The organism is Pseudoduganella violacea (genome assembly GCF_014191875.1).
Lineage (GTDB): Bacteria > Pseudomonadota > Gammaproteobacteria > Burkholderiales > Burkholderiaceae_D > Rugamonas > Rugamonas violacea_A.
This window is the reverse complement of sequence record NZ_JACHXD010000003.1, coordinates 61,843-75,464: the sequence shown is the minus strand read 5'-3', so window position 1 is coordinate 75,464 and position 13,622 is coordinate 61,843. Positions and strand designations below refer to the sequence as shown.

The following is a 13,622-nucleotide window of genomic DNA, read 5'->3' as shown; positions in this document are numbered from 1 at the left end:
GACAAACGCGGAGCCAGCATGTCCCTCATCACCTGTATCGAAGATCTGCGCCAACTGGCGCAACAGCGCGTTCCGCGCATGTTTTATGACTACGCCGACTCCGGCTCCTGGACCGAATCCACCTACCGCGCCAACTGCAGCGATTTCGAGCGGATCAAATTCCGCCAGCGCGTGGCCGTCAATCTGGAAAACCGCTCGCTGCAATCGGACATGATCGGCCAGCCGGTGAGCATGCCGGTGGCGCTGGCGCCCACCGGTCTGACCGGCATGCAGCACGCCGACGGCGAAATCCTGGCCGCTCGCGCCGCCGAGCAGTTCGGCGTGCCGTTTACCCTGTCGACCATGAGCATCTGCTCCATCGAGGATGTGGCGGCCCACACCAGCAAGCCGTTCTGGTTCCAGCTGTATGTGATGAAGGACCGCAGCTTTATCGAGCGCCTGATCGAGCGCGCCAAGGCGGCGCGCTGCTCGGCCCTGGTGCTGACACTGGACTTGCAGGTGCTGGGCCAGCGCCACAAGGATTTGCGCAATGGTCTGTCGGCCCCGCCCAAGCTCACCGTCGCCAACTTGCTGAATATGGCGGGCAAGCCGCGCTGGTGCCTCGGCATGCTGGGGACGAAGCGGCGCTACTTCGGCAATATCGTCGGCCATGCCGGTTCGGTTTCGGATATGTCCTCGCTGGCGGCGTGGACCAGCCAGCAGTTCGACCTGACGCTGTCGTGGAAGGATGTGGAGTGGATCAAGCAGCGCTGGGGCGGCAAGCTGATTTTGAAAGGCATCATGGACGCGGAAGACGCGCGCCTGGCCGCCGCTTCCGGGGCCGATGCGCTGATCGTGTCCAACCACGGCGGCCGCCAGCTGGACGGTGCGCCATCCTCGATCGCTGCCTTGCCCGCCATTGTGGACGCGGTGGGCGGCCACATCGAGGTGCATATGGATGGCGGCGTGCGTTCCGGCCAGGACGTGCTGCGCGCGCTGGCCTTGGGCGCGCAAGGCGTGTATATCGGCCGTCCTTTCCTCTACGGGCTGGGCGCGATGGGCGAGCAGGGCGTGACGCGCTGTCTCGAGATCATCCGCAACGAGCTGGATCTGACCATGGCTTTTTGCGGCTTGCGCGATGTACGCCAGGTGGACCGAAAAATCCTGCTCGGCGACGACCGTGGCGCGCCGTGACAGCGGTACAATGCGGGGACGACATCTGAGCGGAGCCGGACATGAACACTGAAATACTGCACCGGGGTACCCGTATCATCACGCTGGAACAGGGCGAACAAGTGCTGGCGCAATGCAATCCCGGCGATATCGCCATCGTGCGCGACGCCGCCGGCTGGTGGACCGTCTTTGTCGGCGACGATGGCGAGACGGAGCGCTATGACATTCCTTTTGATAGCTACGACAAGGCTTTGTGGTCGGCCAAGGCCGCCGCCGAATTCGCGGGCGAGTAAGCGACGGCGCCGCGCTGCGGCAGGGCGTGCGTTCGCTTCATTAAGTCCTTGGCGTGCATCGGCAAATATCCGTAGAATGGGTTTATCCCAGCTCAACGATTTGTCATGGATGCCAAGCACACCCTGATTCTGGTAATCGAAGACGACGAGCATATCGGCCAGATCCTCATTTATATGCTGGAACGGCAGGGCTACCGCACGCTGCTCGCGGCCGATGGTTTGGCCGCGCGCAAAGCGATTGAGGAAGCGGACGAGCTGCCCAGCCTTGTGCTGCTGGACGTGATGCTGCCCTATATCGATGGCTTTGAAGTGGTGCGCCTGATCCGCGACCGCCCCGAGTGGAAGGATGTGCCGGTGCTGATGCTGACCGCCAAACACACCGAACAGGACATCGTACGCGCCCTTGATGCGGGCGCCAACGATTATGTGGTCAAACCCTTCCAGCCGAACGAATTGCTGGCGCGCGTGCGGCGCTATCTGCGGGAGCAGCAATGAGGCGGGCGGCGCTGGCCCGGCTTGCCTTTGTGCTGCTGGCCTGTGCCGCCCACTTCAGCGTCCAAGCCGACGAAACGCCGCGCAGCACCATCGGCCTGGCCAGCGGCAAGGAGCACTTGAGCAATGGCTCGCCCGACTGGCGCGAAACCAGCCTCCAACTCAATTATGGCCTGGCGCCGCGCCAGAGCGTCGGCCTGGGCCTGACCCGCACGCGCCGTTTTGGCCTCAACGATACGCAAGTCAATGCCGGCCTGGTGACGCCGCTGGGCGCCGCCCTGGTGCTGTCGCTGGAGGCCAATGCCAGCAGCAGCCACCATGTGCTGGCGAAGAACGCTCTGGGCGGGGCGCTGCAATACGAATTTGCGCGCGGCTGGCTGCTGCATGGCGGCGGCCGCAGCACGCGCTATAACGATGTGCGCGTGAACCAGGGCTTGCTGATGTTGGAGCATTATTTTTCCGATTTCGGCGCCAGCCTGGCCTGGCGTCCGGCGCGCGCCTTTGGCGCCACGGCGCATGGACTGGAGCTGCGCGCCAGCTACTATTACAGCGACCGCGATTCGGTCGGCATCATCGTCGCCGGCGGCAAGGAGGCGGCGAATATCGGCGGCGGCGTGCAATTGAGCAGCCTGCGTTCGGCGGCCCTGGTCGGCCGCCACTGGCTGGGCAAGGACTGGGCGCTCAACTACAGCCTGGGCCACACGCGCCAGGGCGATTTCTATATCCGTAACGGGTTCAGTCTTGGACTCCAGGCTGCATTCTGATATTTATCTTCTGGCCGCCTTCTGGACCGGCGTTGGCGCGCTGCTGCTTACGCTCCTGATCGCCGCGCAGATCGTCTACCTGCGCCTGGCGGCGCGGCGCCTGAAACGGCGCGAACAGGCATTGACGGCGCGCTGGCGACCCGCCTTGAACGCCGCCATTGTCGGCGTCAGCGAAATTTCGCTGCCGGGCCTGCGTTCGGCCGAGCGCATCCTTTTCCTCAAGCTGTGGGTGCATTTGCACCAGTCGGTGCGCGGCGAAGCAAGCGGCGGCCTGAATGAGGTGGCTTACCGTCTCGGCTGTGATGCCTATGCGCGCCGCTTGCTAAGCACGGGGAATCGCGCCCAGCGCCTGCTGGCGATCCTGGCGCTCGGCCATTTGCGCGACGCAGCCGCCTGGGACGAGCTGCTGGACGTGGTGCATGGCAGCGATAGCGCCGCTTCCGTGCATGCGCTCTGGGCGCTGGTGCAGGCCGACGCCGCGCGCGCCGCGCGCGACGCGGCGCCCATGCTGCTGCAGCGCGAAGATTGGGCCATGTCGCAGCTGGCGAATATCCTCAAGGATGCGCGCGCCGAGTGGGAGCCGGTATTGGCTGACGCGGTGGCGGGAACGAACCAGGAACAGTTGCCGCATGCGCTGCGCTTGCTGGCCGCGCTGCGCCTGTCGCTGCCGGCGCGGCAATTGCGCGGCTTGTTGAACCATCCGGTGGCCGAGGTGGTGTCCTGCGCGCTGCGGCTGGCGGCCACGCCCGATCTGCTCGATGAAGTCAGACGCCAGCTCAATCACGGCGACTGGCGCGTGCGCGTGCAGGCGGTGCGCACGCTGGGACAATTGGGTGACCATAGCGATGTGGAGCGCTTGCGCCGCCTGCTGGGCGACCAGCAGTGGTGGGTGCGCTACCGCGCGGCGCAAGCCTTGCTTGGCTTGCCGTTTCTGACGCCGGACGATCTGGCCGCTCTCCAGCAGGAGGGCATGGACCGCTATGCGCTCGATATGTTGAAGCAGGTCAGAGCGGAACAGGAGGCAGCGTGAACACGCATGAGCTGGTCGTCCATTTCACCACGGTGTTTGTGTTGAGCTATTTCGTGCTGCTGAACGGCGGCTATCTGCTGCTGAATTTCCTGTCCATGATCTCGCTGCGGCGGCGCAGCCAGGAGATCATTCTCGACGACCTGCCGCAGGTGTATTCGGCGCTGGAACCGCCTATCAGCGTGCTGGTGCCGGCGTATAACGAGGAGGCGACGATTGCCGCTTCGGTGCGCTCGATGCTGCAACTATCCTATTCGGAGATGGAGATCATCGTCATCAACGATGGCTCGGCCGATGGCACGCTGGAGGTGCTGAAGCAGGAATTCGGCTTGCAGGCTTTTCCCGAGGCTTACCGCGTCCAGATCGAGACCAAAGCGGTGCGCGGCTTCTATCGCTCCACGCGCTACCCGAATCTGCGCGTGATCGACAAGGCCAATGGCGGCAAGGCCGATTCGCTGAACGCGGGTATCAACGCCTCGCGCTATCCGCTGTTTTGCGGCGTGGATGCCGACTCCATCCTGCAGCGCGACAGCCTGCAGCGGCTGGTCAAGCCCTTCCTCACCGATTCCACCGTGGTTGCCACAGGCGGCACGGTGCGCGTGGCGAATGGCTGCGAGGTGCGCGGCGGCTATCTGACGCGGGTCGGGCTGCCGCGCAATGTCTGGGCGCTGTTCCAGGTGGTCGAGTATCTGCGTGCCTTCCTGTTCGGACGCCTGGGCTGGTCGGTGATCAACGGCATGCTGATTATCTCGGGCGCGTTCGGCCTGTTCCGCAAGGATGCGGTGCTGGCGGCGGGCGGCTACAAGCCCAAGACCATCGGCGAGGATATGGAGCTGGTGGTGCGCATGCACCGTCTGCTGCGCGAGAAAAAGCAGCCGTACCGCATCGACTTCATTCCCGATCCCGTGTGCTGGACCGAAGCGCCGGAAGACAAGGCAACGCTGCGCAACCAGCGCATCCGCTGGCAGCGCGGCTTGTCGGAAAGCCTGAGCGCCAACTGGGGACTGATGTTCAGCCGGCGCGGCGGCGTGCCGGGCTGGCTGGCTTTTCCCTTCATGCTGCTGTTCGAGTGGATGGGGCCCTTGGTGGAACTGGGTGGCTATGTCTTTATGGTGTTTGCCTGGTATTTCGGTTGGGTGTCCTGGGAGGCGTTTGCCGTCTTCCTGTTCGTGGCGATCGGCCTGGGCATCCTGCTTTCGACTTCAGGCTTGCTGCTTGAAGAAATGTCCTTCCACATCTATCCCAAGCCGCGCCAGTTGCTGATGCTGGCCCTCATCGTCATCGCCGAGAATTTCGGCTACCGCCAGCTGAATACCTGGTGGCGGCTGGTGGGCCTATACCGCTGGGCGACGCAGGGGGAGGCCAGCTGGGGCGCGATGACGCGCAAAGGCAGCTGGCAGCGCAAGGTCTGACGATGCGGCGCGCGATGGCGATCCTGACCATCCTGAGCGGCGCCGCCGGCGGTGCTGCCGCTTCTGGAAGCGCCTTGCAGCTTTGCCCGGCGCCGCAGGGCGCGGCTGCGCAGGAGGGGATGTTGACCCATCCCGATGGAAGGCTGCTGCAAGTGCAATTGCGCGCCGCCTCCGCCGCGCTGCCGTCCTGCGCCAGCCTGCCATTGCCGGTGGCGCCCGCCGCCGTCACTGCCGTCCATGCCTTGACGCCCGCTCAAGCGGCCTCTCTGGCAGGCACGCTGCTGGTGCAGATGGACGCCGGCGGCGAGCGCATCGCCTCCGTGGAGAGTGGCGTGGAAGCGCCGCGCCAGGGCAGGCATGCCATGCCGGTGCGGGAAAATCTGCTGCCGCTGCTGACGCTGCGCCCATATGGCGTGGAAGAACGCATCGCCGCCGAACTGAAAGACGGCCGTTTGCGGATCGACTGCCGCGCTGGCGCCAAGCCAGCCGGTTTGCTGCTGGCGGGACCCTGGCATCTGTCCGCGGCGGCGATGCGGCTGCACGCTGCCGTCTCGTCGCCATCCCCAGCGGACGCCGCCTTCGCGCTTGGCGTTGCCGATGCGGCGCGCGCGGCGCGGGAAGATGCGGCGCCCATCGGCGTCCTCGGAAGCGCAACATCGTTTGCCTTGCCGACGCGGCTGGATGGCGCGTCGTGGCAGCACTTCAGCATTGCCTGTCCGGAGCAGGCGGCGCAGCTGGAACTTGCCAGCCTGCGTTTGCAGCCCGTTCCCGGCAAGGCGCCGGGGCGCTCGGCCTGGGTATGGCAGGCAAAACAGTGGATGGAGGAGGGCGACAGCATGCTGGCATGGGCGGCGCGCCACGGCCTGCGCACCTTGTTCATCTCGGTGCCGTTGACGGCGGCGGCGGATGGCATGGCGGTGGCCCAGCCCGAACGCCTGGGCGCTTTCGCGCGCAGTGCGGCCGCGCAGGGTATTGCGCTCTGGCCGGTCGATGGCGATCCGCGCATGGTGCTGGAGAGCGAGCAGCCAGGCACGCTGGCGCGCATGCGCGCTTATGCCGCCTACAACGCGGCGGCCGATGCGCCGGCACGTTTGCGCGGCGTGCAGTTCGACATCGAACACTATCTGCTGCCCGGCTATGAGCGCGCCGCCGCGGAGCTGGACCGCGCCTATCTGGCGCTGCTGCGCGGCTTGCGGCGCGAGGCGGACGGCCTGGCGCTGGAGTTTGTCGTGCCGTTCTGGTGGAGCGGCAAGAGCGCGCTGCTGCAGGGGCTGGCCGAATACGCCAGCGGCGTCGCGGTGATGGACTACCGCACCGACCCGGCCCAGATCCGCCGCTTCGCCCAGCCCTTCCTGGACTGGGGCGTAGCGCATAAAAAGCAGGTCAGGATCGCGCTCGAAGCCGGCTATTTGCCGCCCGAATTGCAGCGCCGTTACGCGCGCGCCGATGCGGGCGAGGCCTGGCTGGTGCAACTGGATGGCGTGCCGCTGCTGGTCTTGCTGAAAAGCGCGCAAGCCAATCCGCATGGCGCATCGTTCCGCTTGCAGAGCGAACGTGTGCTGGACGGCAGCGCCACCACCTTCCACGCCGATCCGGCTGCGTTGTTGCGCCTGTTGCCCGCGTTGGAGGCCGACTTCTCCGCCTGGCCATCCTTCAACGGCATCGCCCTGCACGAGCTGAAATAGCTGGCTTACAGCGGCAGTTCGACGCGGAACACCGTCCCTTTGCCGGGATGGGTGTCGAAACCGATGCGGCCGCCATGCGCTTCGACGATGCTCTTGCAGATGCTCAGTCCCAGTCCCGTGCCGCCCTTGCGGCGCCGGTCCGAGCCATCGGCCTGGGCGAATTTCTCGAAGACGCTGCCCTGGAACTCCGGTGGAATGCCTTCGCCCTGGTCGGCGACGGCGATGGCCAGCCAATCCAGGTTGCGTTCCGCGCTCAGTGTCACGGTGCTGAACTGCGGCGAGAACTTGACGGCGTTCGACAGCAGATTGACCAGCACCTGGATGATGCGGTCGTGGTCCACGCTCAGTTCGACGCCATCGACGGCCGCTTCCAGCTGCAAGCCCGCCGGACGTTGGGAGGCCATGCCGCGCACCGCGTCGAGCGCCTGCTCCAGCAAGGGCAGGATGGGTTGGCGCCGCATCTGGTAATCCATGCGGCCCGCTTCGATCTTCTCCATGTCCAGCACGTCGTTTACCAGCCGCACCAGGCGCTCGCTGCTTTTTTGCGCGATATCGAGCAGGTGCCGGGTGTCGGTCGACAGCTCGCCCGCGCTGCCGTCGGCCAGCATGGCCAGCGAGGCCTGGATCGAGGTCATGGGCGTGCGCAGTTCATGCGACACGGTGGAAATGAATTCGCTCTTCATCTGCTCGACCTTGCGCTGTGCCGACACGTCGCGCAGGAAGGCGCTGAAAAAGCTCTCGTCGCGCGCGCCGGCCAGGGCCACCGTCACTTCCACCGCCAACTCCTCGCCGTTGCGGCGCAGGACCAGGCGCTGCAGGCGGTGCTCGGGCAGCTTGGCTTCCCCCGAGTCGCGGAAACCGAGCAAGGCTTCCTCCTGCCGTTCGCGGAAGCGCGGCGGCACCAGCACCTCGATATAGGACTGGCCCAGCACCTCGCCGCGGCGCCAGCCGAACATGCGTTCGGCCGCCGAATTCCAGTCGATGATGCGGCCTTGCGGATCGACGGCGATGAACGCGTCCTGCGCGCTTGCGATAATGGTCTGCATGCGCTGCTCGTTGGCGCTGACGCGGGCCAGCGCCTGTTCCAGTTCGCGCGTGCGCTGCTCCACGCGCCGTTCCAGCGTCAGGTTCAACTCATTCAATTCGCTCTTGCGCTGCATCAGGTTGGCCACCAGGGCGTTCAATGCCTGGACCAAGGCTTGCACCTCGCTATATGGCCCGGCCGGCGGCAGCGACAGCGCCTCGCCCTGGCGTATGCGTTCGGCCGCCGTGGCCAAAGAGCTGAGTGGCTGGGCGATCAGCAACGCCGCCAGATAACCCAGCAGGGAAAACAGCAAGGCCAGCCCCAGTCCCACCCACAGCACGCGCTTCTGCATCTGATGCAAGGGCTGGTAAGCGTCGTCCAGACCCTGGCGCACCAGCACCGTCCAGCCCAGGCCGGGATAATGGCCGTGGCCTGCCGTCTCGCTGTAGCCGACCAGATAGCGGCCGCCGTCCGGCCAGTTCTCTTCCACATGGCCGCTGCGCTGGCGGTGCGCGGCGCGCTGGCTTTCCAGGTCGAGGCGGCGGCCTTGCAGGGCGGGCGGGCCAAGCAGCACGGTGCCGTCGCGGCCCAGTATCATCGCCTCCACATGGCGCCGCACCCGTACCGGCGCGATCACCGACTGCTCCACATCGCGCGCCCATTGCCAATACAGGTGCGCGCCCAGCACGCCCAGCACCTTGCCGTTCTTGTCCAGCAGGGGGAAGGCCACGTCGACGAACCGTTTCGGTTCCGCGCCGGCGCCGGGCAGCAGCTTGGCCAGCAGTAGCGCTTCGTGCACGTCGCCGACGTGGGTGCCTTGCAGCGCCTTGTCGAACCAGGGCCGGGCCGCGACATTCGCGCCTTCCAGCATGCCTTGCGAGGCGGCCAGCACCTTGCCGCTGGCGTCGGTGAGACCGATCCAGGCGTAGTACTGGTAGGTGGCCTGGCGTTCATTGAGGATGGCGCGTTTGCCGGCCGGGTCCAGTTCGGGCGAGCGCAGATCCTGGCGGCGCGACATCAGCTCGATTTCGCGGTAACGCTCGAACATGCCGCGATCGAGCTTGTCCGAGGTTTGCAGCGCCAGTTCGGCCAGCGCGCCGCCGATATCGGCCTTGACCTGGCCGCCCGCGATCACGCCCAGCACCTGCGACAGGATCACGCTGAGCAGCACCGCCATGGCGCAGAAGGCCATGGCCAGATAGCTGCCGATGCCGGGGCGGTAGCGCGCGCTGTTCATCGCCTCAGGCGACTACATTGGCCGGATGGCCGGCGGCATACGCTTCGATATTGGCGATCAGCTGGTCGGCCAGCGCCTGCATGGCCTGGCCGCTGGCCCAGGCCGCGTGCGGCGTGAGCAGGAAATTGGGCAGGCGCAGATTGAGCAGGGGATTGTCGGGCAATGGCGGCTCCTTCGACAGCACGTCGAATCCGGCGCCGGCGATCACGCCGCCGCGCAGGGCTTGCGCCAGCGCCATCTCGTCCACCAGGCCGCCGCGCGCGGTGTTGATCAGAAGGGCGTCGCGCTTCATGCGTGCCAGTTCGGCCGCGCCGATGATATTGCGCGTCTGTTCCGTCAGGGGCGCGTGCAGGCTCAGAACATCGGCAGTTTCCAACAGCTCGTCCCAGCCCACGCTGCGCACGCTGCCGTCCTCGATCGGCGAGCGCGTATGCACCACCACTTCCATGCCGAAAGCCTGGCCCAGCCGCGCCACGCCCTGGCCCAGCGCGCCGTAGCCGAGCAGGCCCAGACGGCTGCCATGCAAGTCGCGGATCGGGTGGTGGAACAGGCAGAAACGCTCCGAGCGCTGCCACAGTCCCGCCTCGATGTCGGCGCGGTAGGCCAAGAGATTGCGGCGCAGCGCCAGTATCAGGGCGAAAGTATGTTCGGGCAGGGCGGCCGTGGCGTAGTTGCGGATATTCGTGACCACGATGCCGCGTTCGCGCGCCGCCGCGAGGTCCACATTGTCGGTGCCGGTGGCGGCCACCGCGATCATTTTCAGCTGCGGCAGCTGGGCCAGGGTGTCGGCGCGCAGCGGCACTTTATTTGTCACGGCGATGGCCGCGCCCTGCAGCCGCGCCACGGCGTCGGCCGGCGCCGTGGCCGGATAGTCCTGCCAGTCGTGGGCAAAGGCGGGACGGCGCAGATCGGCGATCAGGCTGTCGCGGTCGAGGAAGACGATTTTCATGCGGCACTCTCCAAAGATGGCAGCGCCTGTCCAGGCGGCGCCTTGACGCGCATGCCCGGATGGCTGGCAAACAGATCCGACACCCATTCTACAAAGACTCGCACCTTGGCGGACAGATGGCGGTTTTGCGGATATACCACATGGATCGGCAGCGGGTCGGTGGCCCAGTCGTCCAGAATCGGCACCATGCGGCCGTCGCGTATCAGCGGCAGCAGGGCGAAATCGGTCATCTGCACCACGCCCAGGCCCGCCAAGCCGGCTTGCACATAGGCGTTGGAATCGTTGAGCGCGATCAGGCCGGGCATCGGCAGCTGCACGCGCTCGCCGTCGCGCGTGAAGTTCCAGTCGAAGGTTTTGCCGGTCTTGGACGAAAAATAATTCACACAGCGGTGGCGTTCCAGCTCGCGCGGGTGCTGGGGCGTGCCGAAGCGCGCCAGATAGGCCGGGGCGGCGCAGGTGACGAAGTTGATGACGCCGATGCGGCGCGCGATCAGGGTGGAATCGTCCAGCGCGCCGCCGCGCACGGCGCAATCGACGCCTTCCTCGATCAGGTCGACCGGGCGGTCGCTGCAGCCGAGTTCCAGCACGATGTCCGGATAGCGGTCGAAAAAGGCGGGCAGGGCGGGCATCAGCACGTCGCTGGCCAGGCCGGTGGGCGCATCGACGCGCAGCCGTCCGCTGGGACTGAGCCGGGTGCGCGACAGCGACTCCTCGGCTTCGCGCACGTCGGCCAGGATGCGCAGGCAGCGTTCGTAATAGGCGGCGCCGTCGGCCGTGACGTTGATCTGGCGCGTGGTGCGGTGCAGCAGCTTGACCGAGAGCGCCGTTTCCAGTCCCTGGACCAAGGTGGACACCGTCGCCTTCGGAATCTGCATGTTTTCCGCCGCCCTGGTGAAGCCGCCCGCGTCGACCACCTGGACAAAAACTTCCATGGCTTGCAGTTTATTCATCTTTCGCTCCATTGTTCAAAAATCTGAACAATCAATTCGTCTTTGCAATATTTATCAGATTGTAGATCAAGTCTATAGTTGACGCATCGCACAAAGATTATTGAATTTATTGCAGCAAAAACGGGAGGTGATGATGAGAACTTTGAACGGAATCATGGCAACGATCGCGCTGGTGCTCAGCTCCGCGGCGCTGGCGGGCATGGTGTACACCGATCAGTACTCGCACGCCGCCCGCATCGAGGCGCGCGGCTTCGACGCCCTGAACCATGAGCTGCTGGCCTGCGCCGATGACGCGGCGCTGCAAACCTTGTCGGCGGCCGATGTGGAGCCAGTCCAGCAATGAACGCGATCGTGCAGCAGCCAGTGGAAGAATTGAACGTCAAGACCCGCGACCTGGAAGTCGGCGGCGCCCATGGCCCCCTGGCCGCCCGCCTGTATGCGGCGGGCGCGCCCGGTCCCCGGCGCGACACCCTGGTCGTGTTCTTCCATGCCGGCGGTTTCGTCGGCGGCGATCTGGAGGAGGCCGACGGCTTCCTGCGCGCCCTGGTCAGCTGCAATCCCGGCCATGTGGTGCTGGCCTCGAACTATACGCTGGCGACCGTGAGTCCGTTCCCGGCCGCCGTGGAAGACGCCCACGCCGTGCTGCAGTGGGCCAAGAAGAACAAGACGAAGCTGAACTGGAGCGGCAAAAAGCTGCTGTCGGCCGGCATCGAGGCAGGGGCCAATCTGGCCGCCGTGTGCGCCCTGATGGCGCGCGACCGGGGCGGCCCGGCACTGGCGGGCCAGATTCTGATCATGCCCATGCTCGATCCGGGCCTGACCACCTGCTCCATGCGCGAGATGCCGACCTGTCCGGACAAGGCTTCCGTGGTCGATACCTGCGCCGCCGCTTACCGCGGTTATCTGCCGAATGCGGCCGACCGCACCCACCCTTACGCTTCGCCGCTGCAATCGAGCCGGCTGAAGAATCTGCCGCCGGCCCTGATTTTGTCGGCGGAAGACGATCCCTTGCGCGACGAGGCCGAACAATATGGCGCCAAGCTGATTTCCTGCGGTATCAAGACCACCGTGCGACGCTTGCCCCCCTCCCGCCTGGAAGAACCGGGCGCCCGTAACGAATGTGCATGCAAGGTGTTTGCACTCAGCGAAATCGCCGGGTTTATGGCGAGCCTGGATGGGATGGAAACCCCATCCGCATAATGGTTTAAATAAACAAAATAGTTTACATATTATGCTGGCAGCAGTATATTTGTAAACGACTCATATCCATTAGTTTCACAAGAAAAACTGTGTCAATCGACACGGCTGGGCAAGTATTTTCCTTCAATTTTGCGATGCGGGCTGGGAGCTACCTGCGTCATCACAATTTTCATACCAAAAGGGGTAAACCATGAAAAGCAAGAATCAATTGACGGCTTTGGCGCGACCGCTGGTCGCCGCCCTGGCAGTGGCGGGTCTGGCGGCAGCCACCCTGACCGGCTGCGAAGACGCCACCGGCAAAACCGCGGAAGCCCCTGCCGCCGGCGGCCCGCCGATTTCGGCGGCGGCCGTGGTCCAAAAAACCGTGTCCGAAACCCAGGAATTCTCCGGCCGCCTGGAAGCGATCGAGCGCGTCGAGATCCGTTCCCGCGTGAGCGGCTTTATCACCGCCGTCAACTTCAAGCCGGGCAGCGAAGTGAAAAAAGGCGATGTGCTGTTCGTGATCGATCCGCGCCCTTACGCGGCGGAAGCCAACCGCGCCGAAGCGGCGGCCCACTCGGCCCGCGCCAAGGCCGACCTGGCCCGCCTGGAACTGAGCCGCGCCGAAAAGCTGCTGGCCGATAAAGCCATCGCCCAGCGCGAATTCGACGAACGCGCCTCCAGCCAGAAAGAACTGGACGCCAATGCCCGCGCCGCGCAGGCTGCCTATGAAGCCGCGAAACTGAACCTGACCTACACCCAGGTGGTGGCGCCGATCAATGGCCGCGTCTCGAAAGCGGAAATCACCCTGGGCAATCTGGTCGACGCGTCGGCCGTGCTGACCTCCGTGGTGTCCACCGACCGCATCTACGCCAGCTTCGACGGCGACGAGGACACCTTCCTGCGCGTGGGCAGCCAGGCGCAGAAGGGCGAACCGGTGACGGTGAAAGTGGGCCTGGCCAATGAAACCGGCTTCCCGCATGAGGGCAAGCTGGAATTCGTGGACAACCAGCTCGACATCCAGACCGGCAGCGTGCGCATGCGCGCCACCTTCGCCAACGCCGACCATATCCTGGTGCCCGGCCTGTACGCCCGCGTGCAGCTGAGCAGCGGCAAGGCGCAGAGCGAAGCCCTGCTGATCAACGACCGCGCCGTGGGCACGGACCAGAACCGCAAATTCGTCTACGTGGTCGGCGCCGACAACAAGGCCGAGTACCGCGCCGTGAAGCTGGGCCCGACCATCGAAGGTTACCGCATCGTGCGCGAAGGCTTGAAAGCCGGCGAGAAGATCGTCGTCAACGGCCTGCAGCGCGTGCGTCCCGGCGCGCCGGTCACGCCGCAGATCGTGTCGATGGACTACGACCCGCTGGCCCCGGCCGCCAAACCGGAAGACAAAAAGAAAGACGCCAAAGTAGCCGCCGCTGACGCCAAGTCCGGCACTTCCAAGGAATAATAAAG

General features: G+C 65.4%; 13 protein-coding genes. 10 read left to right on the top strand and 3 right to left on the bottom strand.

Features of this window, described 5'->3' with window-relative positions:
* The first annotated feature begins 18 nt into the window (after window positions 1-18).
* The 7 genes from FHS03_RS06060 (at window position 19) to FHS03_RS06030 (ending at window position 6,825) form a co-directional block, all read left to right on the top strand.
* Window positions 19-1,173 carry an alpha-hydroxy acid oxidase gene (locus tag FHS03_RS06060; protein ID WP_183440142.1) on the top strand — a complete coding sequence of 385 codons (1,155 nt, stop codon included), beginning with the start codon at window positions 19-21 and terminating at the stop codon, window positions 1,171-1,173.
* Between the two features lie 41 nt (window positions 1,174-1,214).
* On the top strand, window positions 1,215-1,445 hold the full coding sequence (locus tag FHS03_RS06055; protein ID WP_050408316.1) for a hypothetical protein: 231 nt from the start codon (window positions 1,215-1,217) through the stop codon (window positions 1,443-1,445).
* Window positions 1,446-1,550: 105 nt separating this feature from the next.
* A complete protein-coding gene (locus FHS03_RS06050; protein WP_183440141.1) occupies window positions 1,551-1,940 on the top strand; it encodes a response regulator transcription factor in 390 nt (129 codons plus the stop codon).
* Window positions 1,937-2,701: a YaiO family outer membrane beta-barrel protein gene (locus FHS03_RS06045; protein WP_183440140.1), complete on the top strand. Its 765-nt coding sequence runs from the start codon at window positions 1,937-1,939 to the stop codon at window positions 2,699-2,701. Before FHS03_RS06050 ends, FHS03_RS06045 begins: the two co-directional genes overlap by 4 nt.
* A complete protein-coding gene (locus FHS03_RS06040) occupies window positions 2,679-3,731 on the top strand; it encodes a HEAT repeat domain-containing protein (protein ID WP_183440139.1) in 1,053 nt (350 codons plus the stop codon). The genes FHS03_RS06045 and FHS03_RS06040 overlap by 23 nt, the downstream gene beginning before the upstream one ends.
* Window positions 3,728-5,140: a glycosyltransferase family 2 protein gene (locus tag FHS03_RS06035; protein WP_371871605.1), complete on the top strand. Its 1,413-nt coding sequence runs from the start codon at window positions 3,728-3,730 to the stop codon at window positions 5,138-5,140. Before FHS03_RS06040 ends, FHS03_RS06035 begins: the two co-directional genes overlap by 4 nt.
* 14 nt (window positions 5,141-5,154) lie before the next feature.
* Entirely contained in the window at window positions 5,155-6,825 is a 1,671-nt protein-coding gene (locus FHS03_RS06030) for a hypothetical protein (RefSeq protein WP_183440138.1), read from the top strand.
* 5 nt (window positions 6,826-6,830) lie between these two features.
* Here the strand turns inward: FHS03_RS06030 and FHS03_RS06025 are convergent, their stop codons facing one another.
* From FHS03_RS06025 to FHS03_RS06015, 3 genes are read right to left on the bottom strand one after another with little or no spacing between them, the layout of a single operon-like run.
* The gene (locus FHS03_RS06025; RefSeq protein WP_183440137.1) at window positions 6,831-9,086 is read right to left on the bottom strand and encodes a sensor histidine kinase; all 2,256 of its coding nucleotides are present in this window, start codon (window positions 9,084-9,086) and stop codon (window positions 6,831-6,833) included.
* A gap of 4 nt (window positions 9,087-9,090) precedes the next feature.
* Entirely contained in the window at window positions 9,091-10,035 is a 945-nt protein-coding gene (locus FHS03_RS06020; protein ID WP_183440136.1) for a D-2-hydroxyacid dehydrogenase, read from the bottom strand.
* Window positions 10,032-10,985, bottom strand: coding sequence for a LysR family transcriptional regulator (locus FHS03_RS06015; RefSeq protein ID WP_183440135.1), 954 nt, complete (start codon window positions 10,983-10,985; stop codon window positions 10,032-10,034). Before FHS03_RS06015 ends, FHS03_RS06020 begins: the two co-directional genes overlap by 4 nt.
* Window positions 10,986-11,139: 154 nt before the next feature.
* Between FHS03_RS06015 and FHS03_RS06010 the strand changes: the two genes are divergently transcribed.
* The 3 genes from FHS03_RS06010 to FHS03_RS06000 all read left to right on the top strand — a co-directional run bounded on the left by FHS03_RS06010 (window position 11,140) and on the right by FHS03_RS06000 (window position 13,617).
* Window positions 11,140-11,328, top strand: coding sequence for a hypothetical protein (locus FHS03_RS06010; RefSeq protein WP_223306029.1), 189 nt, complete (start codon window positions 11,140-11,142; stop codon window positions 11,326-11,328).
* Window positions 11,325-12,185, top strand: a complete 861-nt coding sequence (locus tag FHS03_RS06005) for an alpha/beta hydrolase (protein ID WP_183440134.1) — start codon at window positions 11,325-11,327, stop codon at window positions 12,183-12,185. Before FHS03_RS06010 ends, FHS03_RS06005 begins: the two co-directional genes overlap by 4 nt.
* Window positions 12,186-12,375: 190 nt before the next feature.
* Window positions 12,376-13,617 carry an efflux RND transporter periplasmic adaptor subunit gene (locus FHS03_RS06000; protein ID WP_183440133.1) on the top strand — a complete coding sequence of 414 codons (1,242 nt, stop codon included), beginning with the start codon at window positions 12,376-12,378 and terminating at the stop codon, window positions 13,615-13,617.
* Window positions 13,618-13,622 lie beyond the last annotated feature (5 nt).